The sequence below is a fragment of the Pseudomonas sp. IT-P253 genome, assembly GCF_949768125.1.
Lineage (GTDB): Bacteria > Pseudomonadota > Gammaproteobacteria > Pseudomonadales > Pseudomonadaceae > Aquipseudomonas.
Genome location: NZ_CATKPT010000055.1, coordinates 133172 through 156708, shown reverse-complemented (window position 1 = coordinate 156708; position 23537 = coordinate 133172). Strand labels below are relative to the sequence as shown.

18 protein-coding genes are annotated in these 23537 nt (G+C 59.2%); 1 reads left to right on the top strand and 17 read right to left on the bottom strand.

Annotation, left to right across the window (positions count from 1 at the left end; genetic code table 11):
* Window positions 1-71: 71 nt before the first annotated feature.
* The 5 genes from ACM6IR_RS23160 to ACM6IR_RS23140 form a co-directional block, all read right to left on the bottom strand.
* The gene (locus ACM6IR_RS23160) at window positions 72-1982 is read right to left on the bottom strand and encodes a cation-translocating P-type ATPase (protein ID WP_414909847.1); all 1911 of its coding nucleotides are present in this window, start codon (window positions 1980-1982) and stop codon (window positions 72-74) included.
* Window positions 1979-3037 carry a protease modulator HflK gene (gene hflK, locus ACM6IR_RS23155; protein ID WP_414909846.1) on the bottom strand — a complete coding sequence of 353 codons (1059 nt, stop codon included), beginning with the start codon at window positions 3035-3037 and terminating at the stop codon, window positions 1979-1981. The genes ACM6IR_RS23160 and hflK (ACM6IR_RS23155) overlap by 4 nt, the downstream gene beginning before the upstream one ends.
* Complete coding sequence (gene hflC, locus ACM6IR_RS23150; RefSeq protein ID WP_414909845.1) at window positions 3034-4068, bottom strand: protease modulator HflC; 1035 nt, start codon at window positions 4066-4068, stop codon at window positions 3034-3036. Before hflC ends, hflK (ACM6IR_RS23155) begins: the two co-directional genes overlap by 4 nt.
* Window positions 4065-6026 carry a protease modulator HflK gene (gene hflK / locus ACM6IR_RS23145; protein WP_414909844.1) on the bottom strand — a complete coding sequence of 654 codons (1962 nt, stop codon included), beginning with the start codon at window positions 6024-6026 and terminating at the stop codon, window positions 4065-4067. Before hflK (ACM6IR_RS23145) ends, hflC begins: the two co-directional genes overlap by 4 nt.
* 316 nt (window positions 6027-6342) lie before the next feature.
* The gene (locus tag ACM6IR_RS23140; protein WP_414909843.1) at window positions 6343-6816 is read right to left on the bottom strand and encodes an Lrp/AsnC family transcriptional regulator; all 474 of its coding nucleotides are present in this window, start codon (window positions 6814-6816) and stop codon (window positions 6343-6345) included.
* Window positions 6817-6961: 145 nt separating this feature from the next.
* Between ACM6IR_RS23140 and ACM6IR_RS23135 the strand changes: the two genes are divergently transcribed.
* Window positions 6962-7591, top strand: coding sequence for a LysE family translocator (locus tag ACM6IR_RS23135; protein WP_414909842.1), 630 nt, complete (start codon window positions 6962-6964; stop codon window positions 7589-7591).
* Between the two features lie 3 nt (window positions 7592-7594).
* Here ACM6IR_RS23135 and ACM6IR_RS23130 read toward each other — a convergent pair whose 3' ends face one another.
* The 12 genes from ACM6IR_RS23130 to atpA all read right to left on the bottom strand — a co-directional run bounded on the left by ACM6IR_RS23130 (window position 7595) and on the right by atpA (window position 23531).
* Window positions 7595-9712, bottom strand: a complete 2118-nt coding sequence (locus ACM6IR_RS23130; protein ID WP_414909841.1) for a hypothetical protein — start codon at window positions 9710-9712, stop codon at window positions 7595-7597.
* A complete protein-coding gene (locus ACM6IR_RS23125) occupies window positions 9699-10895 on the bottom strand; it encodes a DUF3142 domain-containing protein (protein WP_414909840.1) in 1197 nt (398 codons plus the stop codon). The genes ACM6IR_RS23130 and ACM6IR_RS23125 overlap by 14 nt, the downstream gene beginning before the upstream one ends.
* 170 nt (window positions 10896-11065) lie before the next feature.
* Complete coding sequence (locus ACM6IR_RS23120) at window positions 11066-13096, bottom strand: pyridoxamine 5'-phosphate oxidase family protein (RefSeq protein WP_414909839.1); 2031 nt, start codon at window positions 13094-13096, stop codon at window positions 11066-11068.
* Between the two features lie 63 nt (window positions 13097-13159).
* Window positions 13160-13786: a glutathione S-transferase family protein gene (locus tag ACM6IR_RS23115; protein ID WP_414909838.1), complete on the bottom strand. Its 627-nt coding sequence runs from the start codon at window positions 13784-13786 to the stop codon at window positions 13160-13162.
* Window positions 13787-13920: 134 nt separating this feature from the next.
* The gene (locus ACM6IR_RS23110; protein WP_414909837.1) at window positions 13921-14823 is read right to left on the bottom strand and encodes a LysR family transcriptional regulator; all 903 of its coding nucleotides are present in this window, start codon (window positions 14821-14823) and stop codon (window positions 13921-13923) included.
* Between the two features lie 78 nt (window positions 14824-14901).
* A complete protein-coding gene (glmS, locus tag ACM6IR_RS23105) occupies window positions 14902-16734 on the bottom strand; it encodes a glutamine--fructose-6-phosphate transaminase (isomerizing) (protein WP_414909836.1) in 1833 nt (610 codons plus the stop codon).
* A gap of 1 nt (window position 16735) precedes the next feature.
* Entirely contained in the window at window positions 16736-17515 is a 780-nt protein-coding gene (locus ACM6IR_RS23100; protein ID WP_414909979.1) for a DeoR/GlpR family DNA-binding transcription regulator, read from the bottom strand.
* 197 nt (window positions 17516-17712) lie between these two features.
* Window positions 17713-19080: a bifunctional UDP-N-acetylglucosamine diphosphorylase/glucosamine-1-phosphate N-acetyltransferase GlmU gene (gene glmU, locus ACM6IR_RS23095; protein WP_414909835.1), complete on the bottom strand. Its 1368-nt coding sequence runs from the start codon at window positions 19078-19080 to the stop codon at window positions 17713-17715.
* Window positions 19081-19197: 117 nt separating this feature from the next.
* On the bottom strand, window positions 19198-19623 hold the full coding sequence (locus ACM6IR_RS23090; RefSeq protein WP_201115593.1) for a F0F1 ATP synthase subunit epsilon: 426 nt from the start codon (window positions 19621-19623) through the stop codon (window positions 19198-19200).
* 45 nt (window positions 19624-19668) lie between these two features.
* A complete protein-coding gene (gene atpD, locus ACM6IR_RS23085; protein ID WP_008155715.1) occupies window positions 19669-21048 on the bottom strand; it encodes a F0F1 ATP synthase subunit beta in 1380 nt (459 codons plus the stop codon).
* Between the two features lie 27 nt (window positions 21049-21075).
* Entirely contained in the window at window positions 21076-21936 is an 861-nt protein-coding gene (gene atpG / locus ACM6IR_RS23080) for a F0F1 ATP synthase subunit gamma (RefSeq protein ID WP_414909834.1), read from the bottom strand.
* A gap of 50 nt (window positions 21937-21986) precedes the next feature.
* A complete protein-coding gene (atpA, locus tag ACM6IR_RS23075) occupies window positions 21987-23531 on the bottom strand; it encodes a F0F1 ATP synthase subunit alpha (RefSeq protein ID WP_157714414.1) in 1545 nt (514 codons plus the stop codon).
* Window positions 23532-23537 lie beyond the last annotated feature (6 nt).

Below are 23537 nucleotides of genomic sequence, written 5' to 3'. Positions count from 1 at the left end.
CTCTCGAAAGTGACATGCCCTCTCACTGATGACTACGAATTCAGCGCACAGTTCTGAAAAGTTGAAATCATTCAGATCTCGTCTTTCAACTTCAGCAAGGGCTCCTGAAACCGGAGTAAACGCCCGGCGTTGCCCAATACCAATAACGTGCTGAAATTGTGCAACAACGCAGCAATCATCGCCCCTGCCGCACCGAGCCAGCCGAACGCAGCGAAGGCGACGATTGCCAGCGTCCACCCCAGACCAATGATCACGTTGACCTGCAAGGTCTGCCGGCATTGACGACTCAAACGCACACACGTCCCGAGCCGGCGCAAGTCACTGCCAATCAGCACGATGTCGGCCGAGGCCAATGCGATATCTGCTCCGCCCGCCCCCATCGCCACGCCGACCACACCGGCCTTAAGGGCCAGCGAATCGTTGATGCCATCGCCCACCACCATTGGCCGGAAGCCACTGCCGATTTCTTTCAGCACGCGATTGAGTTTGTCTTCGGGCAGCGCCTGGGCTTCAACATCGCTGATGCCGACATCCCGCGCCAAGGTGTGAGCGACACTGTGTCGGTCACCCGTCAGCAACAACTGACGTCCCAACCCCAGATCGCGCAACTCGCTCAAGGCAAAGCGTGCTTCGGGTTTGACGCTGTCGGCCAGCAATAGCCATGCGAGGAATTCACCGTTGAGTGCCAGCCCGGCAATCGGTCCATCGTGGCCCGGGACGCTCGACGTGGCGATACCCAATTGCGCGAACAACTCTGGTCGCCCGAGCGCCGCTTCGCCCTGCCCTGTCATTGCCACCACGCCCAAACCCTGACGCTCGTGAATGTCCGTGAGCAGCAGAAAATGCTCCTGACTCACCAACCCCGCGAGCGCGCGGCTAACCGGATGGCTGCTGGCAGAACCGAGGCTGGCAGCCAGTTTCAAGACGTGACTACGATCCTCCAGCGGGCTGTCGATGGACTGCAAGCGTAAGGTCCCAAAGGTCAGGGTTCCCGTTTTGTCGACCACCAGCGAAGTCAGGTCTGCCAACTCTTCGAGGAACGCGGAGCTGCGAATCAGAATCCCGTGACGCGCCGCCACGGCCACACCGGCAATCGCCGTGGCCGGTGCCGATAACACCAGCGCACAAGGACAGGCCGCCACCAACACCGCGAGCATTGCCTGGGCATTGTTGGTAATAAACCAGGTCACCGCGGCCAGCAACAACACCAGCACCATGTAGCTGCCCGCATAGCGTTCCAACAAACGCGTGATCGGCGGCTTGGAGCGTTCAGCGCTTTGCATTAGCGCGATGACTTTGCCGAGGGTCGATTCGTTACCGGTGCGTGTCACTTCAATGCGCAACAGACCGTCGAGATTGATCGCCCCGCCGAAGACTTGCAGACCGACGCTCGCCTCCATCGGCACCGATTCGCCGGTAATCGAAGCCGTGTCCAGGCTCGCCTGACCGGACAACACCCGACCGTCCGCCGGCACCCGATCACCCGCGCGCACCTCGACCTGATCACCCGCCTTGAGTGTGCTGTTGTCGACTTCAATGATGGAGCCGTCCGCCTGAACCTTTCGCGCATGGCTGCGCGTCAGTTTGCCCAGCGCGTGAATGGCTTCCTGGGAACCGATCACGCTGCGTTCTTCCAGCACGTGGCCGAAGATCATGATGATCGGCAATAAAGCCGCCGTGAGCAGATCACCCGTGGCCCAAGCGCCCAGCATGGCGAGAGCGATCAACTGATCGGTGATCCCGTGCAAACTTGGAAAACGCAGGCTGTACCAGGCCGAACGCATGACCGGCACGGCCACCATCACGGAAGCAAACCCCAACAGCAATTGACTGATACCGGTCTGTTCCGGCGACAGCCAGCGCCATATCAGGCCGAGCGCGAGCAAGCCCAGTGCGAGCATCGCCAGCGTCAGTTGGCGGGCAGCGCTGCGTTGTTCAGTCGAGGACAACATGCTCGGTGAAGCGGCAGTTTGGGTGGTCATTGTGCAGCTCCCTGAATGATCAGGCGGGAATCGTCTTTCGGATTGACCGTGGTTACCGAGCCGGCCTGTCCGAGGATTTTCGGCATTCGCTCGCGGTAAATGCGCAGCAGCATTTGCGGGTCAGTGCCTTGCTGTTGCGCCTTGGCCAGACTCAACACGGTGGCCGTGTCGGCCGAGGCTTTGGCCAATCGTTCACTCGCCTGTGCATGGGCGACTTGCAGCGCTCGGTCGGCTTGCTCGTTAGCGGTCTGAGTCAGCTTCTCGGCGTCAGTGCGCGCATTGGCCACGGTTTTATCGGCTTGTTGACTGGCCGTCAGAACAGCGTTGAAAGCATTGACTGCTGGGCCAGGCAGACTCGACTGCACATCGACCCGCGCCACCTCAATGCCGAGCCCCTGCCCGGTCGCCGTCAGTTCGGCCAGACGTTGATTGATGCCTTTCACCAAATCGCCACGCAGCCGTTCACGTCTTTCGGCGGCCTGGTTATCGGCGCCGAGCAGCTCTGGGCGTGCAACCAAAATGGTGTCCAGGTCACGCGCAGCGGTGAGCGCCACCGCGCTGCGGGTGACCAATCGATCCAGCGCCGGCAGTACGTGCTCGCCTTGAAGAACGAATGCATACGGCTCAGTCACCTTGTAGAACACCCGCACATCCAGTTGCACCACACCTGCGTCGCCGGTCAGCAAGTAGCCGGAGCCAGCCAGGGCATCGCTAATCGGCGTGGCAAAACTCGACGCTCGATCGGCCTGCAACGCGGCATCCGAGCGCAGCAGATTTTCCACCCGACGCTCAATCACCCGATCCGCCGCAGGCAGCAAAATCACCTGCTCAAATGGTCGCGGCCACGCCAATAGCAACCCGGCATTCTGAATCCGATCCAGCGCGCCGAAGTGCAACACCATCGCGCGATTCTGCGGGTCGATCTGCCGCACATTGGAGACCACCCACGCCAAAGCTGCCAACACAGTCACCGCGTACAACGCGAGAAAGGCCAATCGCCCGGCCTGAATCCAGGGGATGCTTAACTCATTTGTTCCACGTGGAACCAAATTCATGGCTGCGACCCGGACTTGTTGTCGAGTGTCGGCGGACCGTCGACCAATACCCGAAACGGCGCAGCATCAGTGCGCAAAATCAGTTTTGTGCCCGGCGTAACGATCGCGCCCAAGGTGTCGAGGGAGCGCAGCAAGTTGTAGAGCTGCGGCGAGCCGGCATAGGCGCGGCCGTAGATCTGTGCGGCTTCGACGCGAGATTGTGCTTCGATGTCCGCCGCTTTTACCGTCGCATCGGCTTGCACGATTCGTGCGTCACGTTCAGCGGCGGAACGGATCTGCGCCGCTTCACGCTTGCCGATGGCGGTGCGTTCAGTGGCGATTGTTTCACGCTCGGCGCGCATGCGATCGACGGTGGCCGTGAGGGTTACCGAGGGCAATGTCAGGCGCTCAATCCCGACTTGCAGCACACGCACGCCATAAGTGGTCAACAGCTGCTGATCAATCTGCTGCCGCAGCTGTGCCTCAAAATCGGCGATGTGCACCTGATTGGCATCGGTGTTCACCAGATTGGCCAGATCAAAACTGCTGGCGGTGGTTTCCAGCGCCGAGCCTACAAAAGTGCGAATCTGCCGCGCCGCCTCGTCCGGCTGATTTTGCACCGCGCGCATAAAACGCTGCACATTGTCCGGATCGCCCTGCACCTGCCAGGCGACATAGGCCTGAACGATGATGCGCAAACCGTCCCGCGTACCCACGTCCTGCAAACCACTGGAGGTGGTGCGCAACCTCAGATCGACGGGTATCGCCGCTTCAAACGGAGCTGGCCAGCGCCAGCCAAGACCTGGCTCCAGCAACACGCGGGATGGATTGCCGAAGCGCGTGATCACCGTGGCCTCCCCCGACCGAACTTGCACCAGACTCGCCGCCGCGATGGCGAACGCCACCAGCAACGCCGCCCAACCCATGCGTTGCCACGGGAATGGGCCAGCCTCTTGTGGGTCGCCGTGGTGATGATGGCCGTGGTGATGCCCGCCATGGCTGTGATCGTGACCAGAGTGATCTTCGTGATCGTGAGTATGCGACTGGCTCAATTGGCAACTCCTGGCTGAGCTGTTTTACGCGCGGGCGCAGGGTCTGCCGGCAGCGTGAACGTACGGAGGTCGATGGTCGGCGCGTTACTGCTGCCGCCCAGACGATGGTCTAGAACCAGCAACTTGGCGTTGGCCAGGCCCTGGGAAAGCTGGCTGAAGTATTGCTCCAGCACAAAGGCCTGGCCGGCGCTGGCGTAGGCCTTTTGTTCGGCGCTGAAGCGCAGGTCTGCCGCTTGGGCCGTGGCGTTGATTTCCCGGGCGCTGGCCGTCGCTTGATCACGGGCGATGCTGGCCTGCAACTGCGCCTGATTGGTGGCCTCCGCCGCCGCCCCGCGCTCGCGGGAGATCAAGGCCTGGGCGCCAATCTGTGCCGCCTGCACGCCGTGATAAGCATTGGCCGCACCAGCGGGCGGGTGAATGGCCTCGACCACGGTGGCGAGAATTTCTACGCCGCTGTCGAGTTTTTTCAGGTCCGCCTGCACCGCGCGCCCGATCTCCTGAGCCAGCCCTACCCTGTCCTCGCCGAGCAAGCCGTCGAGGGTGCGCGAGGCAAAGTCGTGAACCAGAATCCGGCTGGCAGTGCTGCGAATCAGCGTCGGCACGTCGGCGCTGTTGTACGTTGCCGCCATCGCCGCCTGATCAGTCAGACCAATGCGGTAGACGAAGCGTACGTCCATGTTGACGATCTGGAAGCTCTGCTTGTCGGCACGGCTACTGGCGATGACTTGGGATTTGTCGTTCACATGGCTCGCGTCCCACAAGCGATTGGCAATCGCCGGTGCCGGGCCTTCTGCCGGCTCCGCAACGATCGGTGCCGTCGCTTCGCCGACACTGGTGGCCAACTCGTGGACCACGCCATTCTCGACGCTCAGCACTCGGCCCAGCGGCCATGGCAAACCCGCGTGCAAACCGGGGCCGAACACGTCCACCGGTTTACCGAAACGCTCATAGATCCCCCGCCCTTGCAGCGGCACTTCGTGAATCCCGGTGAGCGACCAGCCGACAATCGACACCACAGCCAGCACCGGCAGGAACGCTCGGCGCATGTAAGTGAAGGCCCAGATCTGCCGCAGGTCGATGCCGAAGCGATTGTGCAATTCGTGCTGCAATGCCAGAAGTGGCTGGGGCGGCCAGCGCAGCATGTCGGCAACGAAACTTCGCGCCAGCAACGTCGGCTCAAGTTGTTCTCGCCGGGGACTGAATAATGACAGCACCGCGCGCAGCAGCAATTCGACAGCGACCAAGCCTGGCAGCAAGCCGCTCAACACGGCCAGTCGCACCGGCCAGACCGAAGTTTCGCTACCGAATAACAGGCACAAAGCGCTGAGCACCAGGCAAATGATCACCACACGAGTCAGCTGTGCCAACGGCCCTGCTTCCGGCCATTGCGCCAGGTTTTCCTGGGCCAGTTGACGCTCCAGCACCAGCAAGCCGAAGGCCAGCAATAACGATAGCGCAGCGCCGACACTGGCCGACGAACCCAGCGCGGCGGGCGGTAGTGTGAGGTTCCAGACCTGTTCGACGCTGACCAACGTCAACAGCGCCCATCCCCCCAGCCACAACGTCGGGGCGCCGATCTGCCTCAGCATGTTCAGCCATCGCTGACTGATCCGCTCCAATAGCCGTTCGTACGCCCCCACGGGGACATCAGCTTCAGCAACAACGATTTCCTGCACGGCGACAGGATTCATCGCCCCTGTGCGCCATTGGGTAATCCACCAGGCTGATTGCAGGCCGGCAACCAGCACCAGCAAACCGGCGCTCTGATTGACCAGCAATGCCGGCCAGAGCGATTGCGGCGCAAATAGCCCGACAAAAAACGCCAGCACCCCGCCTGACGCCGCGAGAGCGCCCAGGCCAATGGCGAGCTTGCGCAATCGGCGCCCTTGAAAAACCGCCTGCTGAAAGCGCGGTAGTCCGGCTACTTGCGTCCCATCGACATCCAGATCGACTTGCATACCACCCCAGAGTTTATCGGCTCACAGCACAGTTCGTTACGATATAACGAAAACAGTAAAATTTTTATACTAAAACCTTCTATCTAAAAACACTCGACCTGTCGCTTACCTGAAGCGTTGACCGAAACGCTTCAGAACGCACATATTATGTTCGTAATTTTAGCTGAGAACTGCGCTTATCCAGCCCAGATGTAGGACCCACAGAGTTGAGTCGATTGACCTATCGTCTTCGCGAGCAGGCTCGCTCCCACATTTGATCGGTGCCGTTCACAAAACCAATGTGGGAGCGAGCCTGCTCGCGAAGGGGCGACTCGGTCTAAAGCGGTAAATGCTCCAGCGGCAAAGCCCCGGGCGTCTTCACCGTATGAATCGCAAAGTTGCTACGGATGTCACTAACGCCTGGCAGCTTCAACAAACGTCCCGTGAGAAATCGGTCATAGCCGCGCAAATCCGGCACCACCACTTGCAGTAAAAAATCCGATTCCCCTGACACCAGAAACGCCGAAATCACTTCGGGCAGCGCCGTTACGGCCAGGCGGAAGGCTTCCGCCTGTTCATCGTTATGGCGTTCAACCTTGACCCCGACAAACACGGTCAGACCGAGCCCAACCTCATCGCGATCCAGATTGGCCTGATAGCCGCGAATCACCCCGGCGTCTTCAAGCATCCGTACCCGGCGCAAACACGGCGAAGCCGACAGACCAATCTCCTCAGCCAGTTGCACGTTGCTCAGGCGACCGTCCCGTTGCAGCGCCGCGAGAATTTTGCGGTCGTAGGCGTCCAGTTTCATGGTTTGGCAGATCCTGATGTTTGTGATGCAAATTTGTAGCAGATTATGCCAATCAAGGAGGGTTTAGAAGCGAACTACGCAACCACCTGCCCCGCCCATCAGCCCTAGACTGACCGCACCGAATCGACAATGAATGGGGTGTGACATGGCGGGGATGTGGCTGTTTTTCATGGCGTTGGCAGTGGTCTACCTGTTGCCGGGCCCAGACATGATTCTGCTGTTGCAGACCGGTGCCCGCCAAGGCAAAGGCGCCGCGCTGGCGACTGCGGTGGGTCTGGGCATTGCACGCGGGTGTCATGTGGCACTGGCGGCGTTGGGGCTCGCAGCGTTATTCAAAGCCGCGCCCTGGACCTTCGATGTGGTGCGTCTGGTCGGTGCCGCGTACCTGTTGTGGATCGGCATTCAATGCCTGCGAACCACGCTGCTGCCAAATCTGCACAACGCCGAAGCCACCACCGGCAAACCGCACTGGCGCGAAGCGATCCAGCGCGGTTTGCTGACCAACCTGCTCAACCCGAAAGCGCTGCTGTTCTGCTCAGTGCTGCTGCCGCAGTTTATCGATCCGACCGCGGGGCGGGTGCTCGCGCAATTCGCGACCCTGGGCGTGGTGCTGGTGGGCGTTGGATTATTGTTCGACAGCGCGTATGCATTGGTGGGCGCAGCACTTGGCCGTTGGGTGCAACGCAGTCCCTCGGCCCAACGCTTGCAGCAGTGGTTGTTTGGCAGCCTGTTGATTGGTTTCGCAGTGCGGCTGACATTTGTTCAACAGGCATGAGCCTTACTGCACTTTTTGCCGGCGGCGGTTGATCAGCAACAACGCCGCTGCCGCGACCAGGATCACTGCGCCGAATTGCAATGGTTTCTTGTACGGCCGCAGATGCGATCGCACGGCGTCGGTAACCTGGGTCACATAGCGTTTGTCGGTGTTCTGGAAGTCCGGTTCCTGGCATTGATGACCGAAGTCGCTGGCCCAGACCACGTAGGGGCCCTCCTCGACATAACGACGATAAAACGCGCTTTGTTCTTGCAGACTGGTCCCCCATGTCGAAGCCTTGCACAGCACCGAAGCGAAAGCCTGACTGCTGTGGGGCAGATGATCAGCAGCCTTGCTCGCCAGCGTTGTGGCAACAAAACGGTAATGAAAACGCTCGTCAGGTTGCGCCACGGTAGCCTGCTGGCGCTGCACTTCACCCACAGTAATCAGCGGTCCGACCTTGAGCTCTGGCGTTTCAAGACTGTAGTTACCACCCAAGGCCGCGTAATCCGGCGCCATCTCGTAACCCAACAATTCCATCCCGTCGAAACGGGCTAAGGTTGCGGCGTTGTAGTAAGCGAATGCCCGTTTGGTTGGCCACCATTTCGATTCGGCATCGTTGCGCAACTCCCCGTACCACTTGGCCTTGTCTTGCAATTCGACACTGTCGAAATACCCCGGCGCTTCATCGTAACGCGCTTCGCGCAGCAGACGCCGCCCGAGCAAATCGCGCAATTTCGCCGCCACCGGCAACGGCACGTAGTTATCCCGCTCCTGCTGGGTCAGCGGTGGCGGTGCCGGCACCTGGGTGTCGACGTAGTGCTTGAGCTCATCGACGGTCAGCACCCGTTCGGCGACGGTGGCGGCGTCGAACCAGTAGATGCCATTGCTGCGGTAAAGCTGATCGAACGCTTGCAGGTAGTCACCGCGCTGCAGGGCGAGGATCGCGCTTTCACCCTCGACCCGGCACTTGGGCTGCAACGTTTCGAAATCCCATTCTGGCGTCCGTCGCTCCCCCCACGACTCATTCTGCGGGAAGGCCTGGGCCGCTTTGGCATACGCTGCGGCGGCTGCGGTTTTATCGCCGTCGCGCATCGCCAGTTTCGCCCGTAACCACCACGCCAGGCCGCCGTCGCCCGCGTGCTCAAGAAATGCTTTGGCGCTGGCGTAGTCGCCCTGTTGATAACTTACCGCCGCCAGACGATCCGCATTATCCAGGCTACCGCGTGTGCTGTTTTGCAGCTGTGTGATCAGTTTCAATTCGTTCGGTGGTTGTTCACCAAATGACCAGCCCAGTCGGCTGATCAATGACGCTGTCACAAGCTGCTGCACCGGTTTGCCCTTGAGCAGCACGGCCAGTTGATCCTCAGGCATCGCTGCCAGGTCGGCCATCAACAGTTTCAGCGAGGTATAGCCTACCGCCGAACCGTGGAGGTTTTGCGTGGCGTAGCGTTCGATGGCGCTGTTCCAGTCGCCAGCGGTGCGTGCAACGCGAGCCTCTTCGCCGAGGCTGGCGACGCCCAGTTCCAACGGGTCGCTGAAGCCTTCGATGCTCAGTTGGCGAGTCTGCTCAAAAGCTTTCCGAGACCGATCCAGCAAGTCGGGCCCAGCGTCCGCTTCAGAACTCATGGCAAACAGCGCCCGGCCCAACGAATAAGCGGCCCAGGTGCTGCGCAATGCGCGTTGATCTGCCGGCAACGCCAGCACCTTCTGGAAGTACTCGGCCGCCAGCCCATGATCACCGGCAGCAAACGCCACAGCACCCGCCAGATAAAGCTTGAGCTCCGCCGGCAGACTCGCAGCCTGAATCTCGACCTGATGGGCGTCAGGCAAGCTGCGCAGCTGTTTCACCAACGCTTGCTGCTCAGCCGTCAAGCCGGCCCGCTCGGCGTTGTCGCGCTGATCTGCGTAGTCAGGCGCCTGCATGTTGTAGGCGGCCTGGGTGATGTTTTTCAAGCCGGCGATGGCATGCCCGAGGCGATTGATCTCGACATTGAAGTTGCCCTCCGGCAGCTCCGCCAGTGACTGACCTCGATTGTCGAGCAGACGCATGGGGAAATCCGGCCCACAGGCCAACGCCGAACCCAGCGGCAAACTGAGGCTCAGGCAGAGCACATGACGCGGCCAGTTACGGGTGAACATTCGAACCTCCTTGATCAATTTGTGCGCAGCGCGCCCAACCAATGGCGCGCTGCTCGCCGGCCGGCAGGCGTCCGTCGCGCAGGCGGGTGAAGGTAAGCAGATCCGGGGTTTGTTGCAACGCATAACCCGCCAGGGCATCGGCGCCCTCGCAGTTCTGGACCGCGAGGGTCAGACGCTCTGGCCATGCGGTGTCGAGATTGCCCTGGTTGCTGATGCCGATATCAAACAGTCCTTCGTTCTGCGAAAGCTTCAACGTCAGGCGACTGTCCAGCGCATCGCCCCGAGCGACTGCGCGCAGGGTCGTCAGGCTCCAGGCCCGGCGATCATTGGCCAACGGTAGTCGAAACCAAATCAGGCCGGCCAGATGAGCCGGCGGATCATTGCGTAACTCGGCACCGAGCGTACTCAATGGCAGCGGGTCAGCCATTAACTCCCGGCGCTGTCCGCCACGCTCAAGGGGTGCTTCGCTCTCCACAATGGGTATGTCGCCGGCACTCGGTAACAACGCCACACCATAGGCCGGCAGCGCCAAATAAAAGGGTTTCGAAGTCATGTGGCTCCAGGCCTTCACCCATTTTCTGGCCTGATCCGCATCAAACAAGCCGCGACGCGGATCGCTTACCGCGTGCACCTGCAGCACGCTGCTGTCGACTGTGGATAACAGCGCCGACAATTCGGGACTGTCGAGCCAGGCCGGCAATGCGGTAATGCTCAGCGGCACAGAAGCGGGGAGAACGGTGCGCAAGTGGGTAAGAAATTCGCGGTAAGCCGGTAGCCGGGCACTACCCGCATCGTGGTCAATCTCCACGCCGGAGACCATGAGCCCCTGCCCTTGCCAATCACTGAGCACTTGTTGAATCTGCGCAGTGACATCGTCCTGATCCAGCGACTTTAGCTGGCCGTCGAGACGAATCACCGCAATCAGTGGACGACCATCACGCTTGAGTAATGCCGGGTCGATCCGCGCCCGATGCCAACCGGCCCACGGGAAGGCCTGCAAGGCCAGTACCCGCAGAGTCGAAAAGTCGGCGCGACTGTCCTTGAGCGCGGCTTCGTGAGCCAACGTCCATTGACGTTGCCAGACATAGAGCTGCTGATCGAGCGGAGGCGCCTCCTGCCGTTCGCATCCGTTGAGCAGTACCAACACCGCCAGCAATGCCGACAGACGAACGAACAAACACATAAAAATCCTTAAGCCGAATCAGATCCTTTGTAGCAGCTGCCGAGCCTGCGAGGCTGCGTCCGGCTGCAAAGCAGTCGTAAAAACATACGCCGCGGTGTTTCAGATAAACCGTGCACTCAGAGTTTACGACTGCTTCGCAGCCGGACGCAGCCTCGCAGGCTCGGCAGCTGCTACAGGTCGAGCACCAAAGGCTGCGCCCCCTGTGCCGGAATCGCACAACAAATCAGGACATAGCCGTCGTCCGGCACGTCCGCTGGCGGCTGTGGATAATTTACCTGGCCGCTGATCAACCGCGTTTTGCAGGTTCCGCAGGAACCGCCGCGACAACTGAATTCCGGGCGCAATCCACGGCTTTCCGCCAACTCCAGCAAACTGCCGCCGTCGGGTTGCCAGCGAGCTTCTTTGGCCGAACGCTCGAATATCACCGGCACTGGAATGGTAGCGGCCGGGGCTTGCTCGATGACTATCGCATCGGGATCAGGCTGGCGATGCAAGGTAGATGGACCGAAGGTTTCGGCGTGAATCCGTGAATCACGGATATCGAGCTCCCGAAGGCTGTCGTACAGCCCTTGGGTAAAACTTCCCGGGCCACACAGGACGAAATCCAGCTGGTCGTAGTCCTCGACTTCAAGAATGGTCTTGAGCAACGCCGTATCGATGCGTCCGGTCAGGTCGAAATCTTCGCCTTCCAGCGCTCCGGGCTCCGGCTGACTGAGCAAACGCAGCACTCTTACTGCGCCACCCGCTCCCTCGATCAGACGATCCAGCTCAGGACGAAATACTTGATCGGCCAGCGTGCGCGAACTCTGGAAAAACCATGTAGGCCGAATGTACCGGGTGCGCAGGCCTTGATACACCACCTCTCGCACCATCGACAGCAACGGCGTAATGCCTACACCTGCCGCCAACAACACCAGCGGTCGACGTTCATGCGGCGCCACGGTGAAGTGCCCTTGAGGCGGGCGGGCCTCCAACACATCACCCACGCGAACCTGTTGATGCAGGTGCGAAGACACAAGCCCTTCACGCTTTACGCTGATACGGAAAAAATCATCCGAGGGTGCACTCGACAAACTGTAAGTGCGGATATGCACATCACCGCCAATATTGAACCGCAGCGGCAAATGCTGCCCGGCCTGAAACACCGGCATCCCGGCACCGTCGGCAGGCTCCAGATAGAGCGAGCGGATGTTGTGGCTTTGCGCTTCGATGCGCACGACCCGTAGCGGCCGCCATTGATCGCCCAACGCTTTAGCTTGCAGCCGGGCGTTGGCCTGTTGCCAGGTGCCGGTGAGCAAACTGGTCGGTGACATGCCATCGAAACGCCAACGCAAACCAAGGGCGGCGGGCCGACGAACCACGCGATCCACCTCTAACGTCCACAAGCGCTCAGCCCCTTGAAACGCTTCGACCTGTGGGCCTTCAAGAATGACTTCGGTGCGACCGCTGAGGTGCAGCAGGTCGCCCGAATTAAAATCGATAAACAGCAAACCGGCCCGAGGATTGAGCAGCAGGTTGCCTAAGGTGTTGAAGAACAGGTTGCCGGCAAAATCCGGAATGGTCAGGCGATTACCGTCTACCTGTACGAAACCGACTTGACCGCCGCGGTGTGAAACGTCCACCGAATGCTGGCCATCGACGTCCACGTAGCTGGCGACAAACAAGGTGTCGGCTCCAGCGATCATCGACCGGGCGGCTTCATCCAGTTCGTTGAGGTGCTGCGCGCGTCGTGTCGCAGGGTCCGACAGCGGCACCGAGCGAAACTGGCGTAGCTGGATGTATTGCGGGCAATTGCCGAAAGACTGCTCCACCGTCACACCGAAACCGCTTGCCGTCAGAGCGCCTATCCGCCCGTTGAGGCGGTTACGGCGGCGAGTGTGCAGCTCGATTCCCAACAGTCCGATCGCCGCCCCCTCCGTCAATTGCGCAGGGTCATCGGCGCCTGGCAGGCTGTTGAATTGCAGCAGACCGGGTTCGGGCGATTTAGCGAAGCCTGGCGGCCCTTCAAGAATACTGGCCCATGGATTGCCGTCGGCATCCACCGCGCCGTACAGGATGAACGGCAATTGCTCATAGAACTGGCGATGCTGGTCCGGCATTTCACGGCGAATGGCCCTACGACCGAGCACCTCCATTCGCTCGGCAACACCTACGTGTGTCTGCAGCTGTTTTTCGCCAGCGTGCCAAGGTGAACGGTCCATAACGGCTTCTCCCCTGCGCCATTCGCGCAGTGTGAACGGCCCGACAGTATCGGGCCGTCAGCATCAGGCAGTTTTTTGCAGGCCGGCGACGGTACGCGGCATGCCGACAAACCCTGGCAAGGCTTCGATGCGCGCCAGCCACGCCCTAATGTTGGCGTAGTCCTCAAGCGACACATTGCCTTCCGGCGCATGGGCGATGTAGCTGTAGGCCGCGACGTCGGCGATAGTCGGCTCGCTGCCGGCCAGATAAGCCGTATTGGCCAGTTCGTGATCGATCACCTTGAGCAAGGCGTGTGAATACGCAATCACTTCTTCAGCGTTGTAAGACCCACCAAATACAGTGATCAGCCGTGCTCTGGCAGGGCCAAAGGCAATCGGACCAGCAGCTACAGACAACCAGCGCTGAACCTTGGCGGCACCGACCGGATCGTCTGGCAGCCAGCGACCGTTGCCGTACTTTTTCGCCAGATAAACCAGAATCGCGTTGGAATCCGCCAGCACTACGCCTTGATCATCAATAACCGGTACCTGACCAAAAGCATTGATCGCCAGGAAATCCGGCTGTTTGTGCTCGCCCTTGACCAGATCGACGAAGATCAATTCGGTCGGCAGTTGCAGTAGCGACAACATAAGCTCCACACGGTGGGAGTGACCGGAACGTGGGAAGTTGTAGAGTTTGATCGCTTGCATGAGGGTCGACTCCGCTGGTTTAGTGGTGCTGTTCAGGAGGGCTAAGCGCCGGTGACAGCTATATTCCACCACGCCTGAAAACAACAGAATAACCAACAAACGCAATCCATTATTTCAGCTTGCGCAATAACCCTTCAGTGCTGCAAATCCGGATGTTCGCGCAGGGCCGTCACCGCAAAGTCCACAAAACTGCGAATCCGCGCCGGCGCCTTGCGCCCGCCCTGGTACACCACATGGATGGGCAATGGCGCCAGTTCGAAGTCAGCCAGGATGATCTCCAACTCGCCAGCCGCGACTTTGCTCGCCACCTGATAAGACAGAACCCGAGTGAATCCCAGCCCGAGGCACGCCGCAGTGATGGCCGCCTGATTCGCCGTCACCACCAAGCGCGGTTCTGGTCGAACGCTCAGTGGCTCCCCCGCCTCCAGAAATGGCCAGGATCTCTGCTGACCGATGGAAGACGTCGCGATAACCGGAGCCTGCGCCAGATCCTGCGGATGTCGAGGCCGCCCATGAATTGCCAGAAACCCCGGTGACCCACAGACCACCCGTCGCACTTCACCGACATAAACCGCATGCTGATTACTGTCAGGCAGCTCTCCGATGCGCACCGCCACATCGATGCCCTCCTCGACCATGCTCACCACTCGGTCAACCAGCAAACCGTTGATGCTGACTTCAGGGAATTGAGTCAGGTAATTCACCATCAAGGGGGTGATAAACAGTTCACCAAACAACACTGGCGCGGTGATTGTCAGTTGCCCACGCGGATGAGCGTGGCTGCCGGCAGCCGAATCTTCTGCTTCCTGCACCTCAGCGAGAATCCGCCGACAGTCTTCGAGAAAACGCTGGCCCGCTTCGCTCAAATGCACGCTGCGGGTCGTGCGCGTCAGCAACAGTGTGCCGATGCGCTTCTCAAGCGCTGCCACCGCTCGGGTGACGCTCGCCGCCGACATGCCCAAACGCCGCGCCGCCGCCGAGAAGCCCTGCTCTTGGGCGACGGCAGTGAACACCTGCATTTCCTGGAAACGGTCCATGGGCGTGCTCTCCATTTAGATAAAAAAAATCGCAACCGTAGGCTGCGATTTTTTATGTTTCGATCACCTGTGGATAACTTATTCCACTGTCACCGACTTCGCCAGGTTACGCGGCTGATCGACGTCGGTGCCTTTCAATACGGCCACGTAGTACGAGAGCAACTGCAGCGGAATGGTGTAGAGGATCGGCGACAGGATGTCGTGGATGTGCGGCATGTTCACCACGTGCGTGCCTTCGCCATTGATCATGCCCGCCTGCTCGTCTGCGAAGACGATCAGCTCGCCGCCACGGGCGCGGACTTCCTGGAGGTTGGACTTCAACTTCTCCAGCAGCTCGTTGTTCGGCGCCACAGTCACCACGGGCATGTCGTTATCCACAAGTGCCAACGGACCGTGTTTCAGCTCGCCGGCCGGATAGGCTTCGGCATGGATGTAGGAAATTTCCTTGAGCTTGAGTGCCCCTTCCATCGCCACCGGGAATTGCGCACCGCGACCGAGGAACAGGGTGTGGTTCTTCTCAGCGAACAGCTCGGCGATTTTCTCGATGGTGCCGTCCATCGCCAAAGCTTCGCCGAGGCGGGTTGGCAAACGACGCAGTTCTTCGACCAGGGTGGCTTCGACGCCGTTGGCCAACGTTCCGCGAACCTGACCCAGGGACAAGGTCAGCAACAACAGGCCAACCAACTGAGTGGTGAAGGCTTTGGTCGAGGCCACGCCGATTTCACGACCCGCCTGTGTCAGCAGGGTCAGGTCGGATTCACGCACCAGCGAGCTGATGCCGACGTTGCAGATTGCCAGGCTGGCGAGGTAGCCCAACTCTTTAGCGTTGCGCAGCGCTGCCAGGGTGTCGGCGGTTTCACCGGACTGGGAAATGGTCACGAACAAGGTATCGGGTTGCACGACGACCTTGCGGTAGCGGAATTCGCTGGCGACTTCGACCTGGCAAGGAATGCCGGCCAGTTCTTCGAGCCAGTAACGGGCAACCATGCCGGCGTGGTAACTGGTGCCACAGGCGACGATCTGCACGTTGCGCACCTTGGCAAACAGCTCGGCTGCCTGTGGACCGAAAGCCTGCACCAGCACGCTGTTCGGGCCCAGGCGACCTTCCAGGGTGCGCTGCACCACAGTAGGTTGCTCGTGGATTTCCTTGAGCATGAAGTGGCGGAATTCGCCCTTGTCCGCGGCTTCGGCACCGTCACGGTACTGCACCGCTTCGCGCTCAACCTGCTTGCCATTGACGTCCCAGATTTGAACGCTATCCCGGCGAATTTCGGCGATGTCACCTTCTTCAAGGTACATGAAACGGTCAGTGACCTGACGCAGGGCCAACTGGTCGGAAGCCAGGAAATTTTCCCCCAGTCCCAGACCAATCACTAGCGGGCTGCCACTGCGTGCGGCAACCAGACGATCCGGTTGTTGAGCGCTGATCACGGCCAAGCCGTAAGCACCATGCAATTCTTTAACGGTCGCCTTGAGCGCCACGGTCAGATCACCCAAGTCCTTGAGTTTGTGATCCAGAAGGTGGGCGATGACTTCAGTGTCGGTATCCGAGGTGAACACATAACCCAAGGCGATCAGTTGTTCGCGCAGGGCTTCATGGTTCTCGATGATGCCGTTGTGTACGACCGCCAGATCACGGGAGAAATGCGGGTGCGCATTGCGCTCTGACGGGGCGCCGTGAGTGGCCCAACGGGTGTGGGCGATACCGAGGCGACCGACCAACGGCTCTGCGGCCAGCGCCTGTTCCAACTCGCTGACTTTGCCTGGGCGACGCATGCGTTCAAGCGTTGCGTCATTGCTGAGGATTGCCACACCCGCGCTGTCATAACCCCGGTATTCGAGGCGCTTCAGACCTTCGAGCAGGATGGCGGTGATATTACGTTCTGCAACCGCGCCGACAATTCCACACATGCTATTTCTCCTGATTGATAGCCGCGCAAATCAATGTGACACCGCGGGCCTGAATCTGATCCCGTGCCTCGAGCGGCAGGCGATCATCGGTAATAAGGGTATGGACGCTGCTCCACGGCAGCTCCAGATTGGGAATCTTGCGACCGATCTTGTCAGCCTCCACCATGACGACCACTTCGCGGGCGACTTCCGCCATGACCCGGCTCAGCCCCAGCAATTCGTTGAAGGTGGTAGTACCGCGAACCAGGTCGATGCCATCGGCGCCGATAAACAGCTGATCAAAGTCGTAAGAGCGTAATACCTGCTCGGCCACCTGCCCCTGAAACGACTCGGAATGCGGGTCCCAGGTACCACCGGTCATCAAAAGCACGGGCTCATGTTCGAGTTCGCTCAACGCGTTGGCGACATAGAGAGAGTTGGTCATCACCACCAGGCCCGGTTGTTGGCCGAGTTCCGGGATCATCGCTGCAGTGGTACTGCCGCTGTCGATGATGATCCGCGCATGCTCGCGAATTCGCGTCACGGCGGCGCGAGCGATGGCCTGCTTATATTGGGAAACCGGTTGGCCGAGGTCGGCTACCAATTCCTGAGGCATGGTGATCGCCCCACCGTAACGCCGCAGCAATAAGCCGTTGCTTTCCAGCGCCGCAAGATCCTTGCGAATAGTAACTTCCGAGGTTTCGAAACGCTTGGCCAGTTCGTCCACACTGACTTCGCCCTGTTCATTGAGCAGGGCGAGGATATTGTGACGACGCTGAGGTGTGTTGCGTTTCGACATGATCACGTAAGTTTCGATTCGAAAGATAACGAAACCAATCAAAACCTATTAGCGAAACTTCGTCAAGCTGACGCGATAAAAAAGCTTCGCGGGCAAGCCTCGCTCCTACAATTTTGTGTCATCCGCTAAACATGCGTACGACTCAAACCCTGTAGGAGCGAGGCTTGCCCGCGAAGACGATTTCATTGACTGTGGATAACTCAGGACTTCTTGATTTTCTCTGGCCGCTTCCAGCCGTCGATGTTCTTTTGACGCGCTCGGCCCACGGCCAATTGCGCGTTATCCACATTCTGCGTAATGGTCGAACCGGCTGCAGTGGTTGCACCACTAGAGATATCCACAGGTGCCACCAACGAGTTGTTGGAACCAATGAACACATCTTCACCCAACACCGTTTTCCACTTGTTGGCGCCATCGTAGTTACACGTAATGGTGCCAGCACCGATGTTGGTGCGTGCGCCGATCTCCGCATCGCCCAGGTAAGACAGGTGGCCGGCCTTGGCCCCTTCGCCCAAATGAGCATTCTTCAGCTCGACGAAGTTACCCACATGGGCGCGAGCGTCCAGCACCGTACCTGGACGCAAACGAGCAAATGGACCGGCATCGCTGCCCTCCCCGAGAATCGCCCCTTCGATGTGACTGTTGGCCTTGATCACCACGCCTTTGCGCAGGGTGCTGTCCTTGATCACGCAGTTCGGGCCGATCACCACGTCATCTTCGATAACCACCTTGCCTTCGAGGATCACGTTGATATCGATCAGCACGTCGCGGCCGACGGTGACATCACCCCTTACATCGAAACGAGCCGGGTCGCGCAGTGTCACGCCCTGAGCCATCAAACGACGGCCGACACGCAGTTGATAATGACGCTCGAGCTCTGCGAGCTGTTTACGATCGTTGGCGCCCTGCACTTCCATCGCGTCGTGAGGTTGCTCGGTGTCCACTACCAGACCGTCGCTGACTGCCATAGCAATCACGTCAGTCAGGTAGTACTCGCCCTGGGCGTTGTTGTTGGAGAGCCGGCTCATCCAGTCCTCCAGATGATTGGCTGGCACCGCCAGAATGCCGGTGTTGCCTTCAGTGATCGTACGCTCAGCTTCGCTGGCATCTTTGTGCTCGACGATAGCGGTCACCCGCCCGTCAGCGTTGCGCACGATACGACCGTAACCCGTCGGGTCATCGAGCTCGACGGTCAACAGCCCCATCTGCATCGGCGCCACAAGCTTGAGCAAGCGTTGCAGGGTCGGGACTTCAATCAGCGGCACATCGCCGTAAAGAATCAATACGGTATCGGCGGTGATGAACGGTACTGCTTGAGCCACCGCATGACCTGTCCCCAGCTGTTTGTCCTGCAGGACGAAATTCAGATCATCAGCCGCCAGACGCTCACGCACCGCCTCCGCTCCATGACCGATCACCACGTGAATGCGCTGTGGATCAAGTTGGCGGGCACTGTGGATAACATGGCCGAGCATCGAGTTGCCGGCAATCGGATGCAGCACTTTCGGCAAGGCCGAGCGCATGCGTGTGCCTTGGCCGGCGGCGAGAATAACGATTTCAAGAGACATGACTGGCTATCAATCCTGAGTGGTCAGAAGCTGCGACCAAGTGATGAAAGTCGGAAAAGAAAAAAGGGTAGCCGAGGCTACCCTTTTTAATCAATCGCACAACAAGTCGATGACGAATTAACCGCCAAACTTTTTGCGGATCTGCTGGACGGTGCGCAGCTGAGCTGTCGCCTCGGCCAGACGTGCGGCTGCAGAACCGTAATCGAATTCTGCGCCACGTTCATGCAAGGCCTTCTCGGCAGCCTTAACGGCTTCCTGAGCGGAGGCTTCATCCAGGTCGGCGGCACGTTGCACAGTGTCGGCAAGAACCTTGACCATGTTCGGCTGAACCTCGAGGAAACCACCGGAGATGTAAAACACCTCGGTTTCCCCGCCCTGCTTGATCAGGCGGATAGGACCTGGCTTGAGATTAGTGATCAGCGGCGCGTGACCCAGGGCAATACCAAGATCACCCAGTGCACCGTGCGCAATCACCATCTCGACCAGGCCGGAAAAGATTTCCCCTTCCGCGCTGACGATATCGCAATGGACTGTCATAGCCATCTGATTGCCTCAACCTAAATTAGCGCCCGTTGCCGGGCGCCGGGATTACAGTTTCTTGGCTTTCTCGATCGCTTCTTCGATGCCGCCGACCATGTAGAACGCTTGTTCTGGCAGGTGGTCGTAGTCACCGTTGAGGATGCCTTTGAAGCCAGCAATGGTGTCTTTCAGGGAAACGTATTTACCCGAAGCACCGGTGAAGACTTCAGCCACGAAGAACGGCTGCGACAAGAAGCGCTGGATCTTACGAGCACGGTTTACCAACTGCTTGTCGGCTTCCGACAGCTCGTCCATACCCAGGATCGCAATGATGTCCTTCAGTTCTTTGTAACGCTGCAGAACATACTGAACGCCGCGAGCGGTGTCGTAGTGGTCCTGGCCGATCACGTTCGGGTCCAGCTGGCGCGAAGTCGAGTCGAGTGGATCGACCGCTGGGTAGATACCCAGGGAAGCGATGTCACGGGACAGAACGACGGTGGCGTCCAAGTGGGCGAAAGTGGTCGCTGGCGACGGGTCAGTCAAGTCATCCGCAGGTACGTATACCGCTTGGATCGAGGTGATCGAACCGTTTTTGGTCGAAGTGATACGCTCTTGCAGAGTACCCATCTCTTCGGCCAGGGTCGGCTGGTAACCTACTGCGGAAGGCATACGGCCCAGCAGTGCGGATACTTCAGTACCGGCCAGGGTGTAACGATAGATGTTGTCGACGAACAGCAGAACGTCGTTACCTTCGTCACGGAACTTCTCGGCCATGGTCAGGCCAGTCAGAGCTACGCGCAGACGGTTACCCGGCGGCTCGTTCATCTGACCGTAAACCAGTGCCACTTTGTCCAGAACGTTGGAGTCCTTCATCTCGTGGTAGAAGTCGTTACCCTCACGAGTACGCTCACCCACACCGGCGAACACGGAATAACCGCTGTGCTCGATGGCGATGTTACGGATCAGTTCCATCATGTTTACGGTTTTGCCTACACCGGCACCACCGAACAGACCGACTTTACCGCCCTTGGCGAACGGGCAAACCAGGTCGATAACCTTGATGCCGGTTTCCAGCAGGTCGTTGCCGCCCGCTTGTTCAGCGAAGGTTGGCGCAGGACGGTGAATGCCCCAGCGCTCTTCGGTGTCGATCGGGCCAGCTTCGTCGATCGGGTTACCCAGTACGTCCATGATCCGGCCCAGAGTCGCTTTACCGACCGGTACGGAGATGGCTGCGCCAGAGTCGGTGACTTCCAGACCGCGCTTCAAGCCTTCGGTGGAACCCATCGCAATGGTACGAACCACGCCGTCGCCCAGCTGTTGCTGAACTTCCAGAGTGGTTTCAGCCGCGCTTACAACTTTCAGCGCGTTGTAGATGCTCGGTACGCTGTCGCGTGGAAATTCCACGTCGATAACGGCGCCGATGATTTGAACGATACGTCCGCTACTCATAGCTGGATCCTCTGAATATTTGAACCGTTAAACCGCGGCAGCGCCGCCGACGATTTCCGAGATCTCTTGGGTGATCGCAGCCTGACGCGCCTTGTTGTAGATCAGCTGCAAATCGCTGATCAAATCACCGGCGTTGTCGGTAGCGTTCTTCATCGCGATCATCCGCGCAGCTTGTTCGGCCGCGTTGTTCTCGACCACCGCCTGGTAGACCTGCGACTCCACGTAACGGACCATCAAGCCGTCAAGCAGCTCTTTGGCGTCCGGTTCATAGAGATAGTCCCAGTGGTGCTTGAGTGCTTGATCCGGGGTTGCCACCAGTGGAATCAATTGCTCCACAGTTGGCTGTTGCGTCATGGTGTTGATGAACTTGTTAGACACCACGGACAGGCGGTCAATACGGCCGTCCAGGTAGGCATCCAGCATCACCTTGACGCTGCCGATCAGGTCATTGATCGACGGCTCTTCACCCAGGTGGCTGATAGCTGCAACGACGTTACCGCCGAAGTTGCGGAAGAAAGCCGCACCCTTGCTACCAACAACACACAGATCGATCTCGACGCCGTTTTCACGGTTTTTCGCCATGTCCTTGACCAAGGCCTTGAACAGGTTGGTGTTCAAGCCACCACACAGACCACGGTCACTGCTCACCACAACGTAACCGACGCGCTTTATTTCACGCTCGATCATGAATGGGTGGCGATATTCCGGGTTAGCGTTGGCCAGATGGCCAATAACCTGGCGGATGCGCTCCGCATAAGGACGGCTAGCAGCCATGCGCATTTGTGCCTTGCGCATTTTACTGACCGCCACTTTTTCCATGGCGCTGGTAATCTTTTGCGTGCTTTTGATGCTCGCAATCTTACTGCGAATCTCTTTTGCGCCTGCCATGTAACACCTATCAGGTTAGCAAGCGGGAGCCTTGCGGCTCCCGCTGCGGCTTACCAGGTTTGGGTGGCCTTGAACTTCTCGATACCGGCTTTCATGCCAGCGTCGATTTCGTCATTGAAGTCACCCTTCACGTTGATCTTCGCCATCAAATCGGCGTGATCGCGGTTGAAGAAAGCAATCAGCGCTTGTTCGAAGCTGCCGATCTTGGCGATTTCAACGTCAGTCAGGAACCCACGCTCAGCGGCATACAGCGACAGCGCCATGTCAGCGATCGACATTGGTGCGTATTGCTTCTGCTTCATCAGCTCGGTAACGCGCTGACCATGCTCAAGTTGCTTACGGGTCGCTTCGTCCAGGTCAGAAGCGAACTGGGCGAATGCCGCCAGTTCACGGTACTGAGCCAGAGCGGTACGGATACCACCGGAGAGCTTCTTGATGATCTTGGTCTGAGCGGCACCACCCACACGGGATACCGAAACACCGGCGTTCACAGCAGGACGGATCCCGGAGTTGAACATGGCCGATTCCAGGAAGATCTGACCGTCGGTGATGGAAATCACGTTGGTCGGAACGAACGCGGAAACGTCGCCAGCCTGGGTTTCGATGATCGGCAATGCGGTCAGGGAACCGGTTTTGCCGGTCACTGCGCCGTTGGTGAACTTCTCTACGTACTCTTCCGAAACGCGGGATGCGCGCTCCAGCAGACGGGAGTGGAGATAGAACACGTCGCCTGGGTAAGCTTCACGGCCTGGTGGACGGCGCAGCAGCAGGGAAATCTGGCGGTAAGCCACTGCTTGCTTGGACAGATCGTCATAAACGATCAGCGCGTCTTCACCGCGGTCGCGGAAGTATTCACCCATGGTGCAACCGGAGTACGGTGCCAGGAATTGCAGTGCTGCAGATTCCGAAGCGCTCGCAGCCACGACGATGGTGTTAGCCAGTGCGCCGTTTTCTTCCAGCTTGCGAACAACGTTGGCGATGGTCGATTGTTTCTGACCGATCGCTACGTAGACGCAGAAAATGCCGCTGTCTTTCTGGTTGATGATCGCGTCGATCGCCAGAGCGGTTTTACCGATCTGACGGTCACCGATGATCAGCTCACGCTGGCCACGGCCGACTGGGATCATGGCATCGACAGCCTTGTAGCCAGTCTGTACAGGCTGGTCTACCGACTTACGCCAGATCACGCCTGGAGCAACTTTCTCGACCGCATCGGTCTCGGTGTTGTTCAGTGGACCTTTGCCGTCAACCGGGTTACCCAGTGCGTCGACTACGCGACCCAGCAGTTCCTTACCAACCGGAACTTCGAGGATGCGGCCAGTGCACTTGGCGCTCATGCCTTCAGCCAGAGACTGGTAGACGCCCAATACAACGGCACCTACGGAGTCTTGCTCCAGGTTGAGAGCCATGCCGAAGACGCCGCCCGGAAACTCGATCATCTCGCCGTACATGACGTCGGCCAGACCGTGAATCCGCACGATACCGTCAGATACGCTGACGACAGTGCCTTCGTTACGGGCTTGGGAGGTCACATCGAGCTTGTCGATGCGGCCCTTGATAATTTCACTTATTTCGGAAGGATTGAGTTGCTGCATTGCTCT